This is a genomic window from Mesorhizobium sp. M7A.F.Ca.CA.002.05.1.1 (genome assembly GCF_003998335.1).
GTDB lineage: Bacteria > Pseudomonadota > Alphaproteobacteria > Rhizobiales > Rhizobiaceae > Mesorhizobium.
The window spans coordinates 1-595 of sequence record NZ_RZQI01001568.1 but is presented as its reverse complement, the minus strand read 5'-3'; the positions used below and the strand labels follow the sequence as shown (position 1 = coordinate 595).

Sequence of the window (595 nt, the reverse complement as noted above, 5' to 3'; positions counted from 1 at the left end):
GCCCCCGAAAGCGCTGGAGAGAATCGCGGCGAGCACTCCTGTGATTTCCATGGTTCCCGACCTTGCTGGCTCGGAACCGGGGATATCGGGAAGGCGGGCCATAAGGAATCGAATAAGCTCAATGAGTTTGATAACATTCCACTATGAGTATCCCGAATCTCGATCCGGACCTTCTGCGGGCCTTTGTCGTCGTTGCCGAGCGACTCTCGTTCACGCGAGCCGCCGAGCAGCTCAATAGAACGCAGGCGGCCGTCAGCTTGCAGGTGAAACGTCTTGAGGAGCGCATCGAGACCATCTTGTTCCGGCGCTCGACAGCCCGCGTTGAACTCACCGCCGCCGGGGAGGGCTTTCTGATCGATGCCCGCCGCATACTTGCTCTCAATGAGCAGGCGATTGCGCGTGTTTCCGGTCAGCAGGTGGCCGGACAGGTTCGAATCGGGGTCATGGAAGATTATGGCACCAAGATCCTGCCGCGCCTCCTTTCTGGCATCGCCGAGCGATTTCCGTTGGTGCAGGTCGAAATGGAGATTGGTCTTACCGCCCGGCTCCTGAAACGGCTTGGGTCCTCGTTCGACGCCGTCATCGCCATGCACCC

1 protein-coding gene is annotated in these 595 nt (G+C 59.7%); it reads left to right on the top strand.

The features are described 5' to 3' along the window. Window positions 1-143: 143 nt before the first annotated feature. Window positions 144-595: LysR family transcriptional regulator (locus tag EN939_RS37080; protein WP_245473338.1), on the top strand; the 452-nt coding region annotated here is incomplete at its 3' end.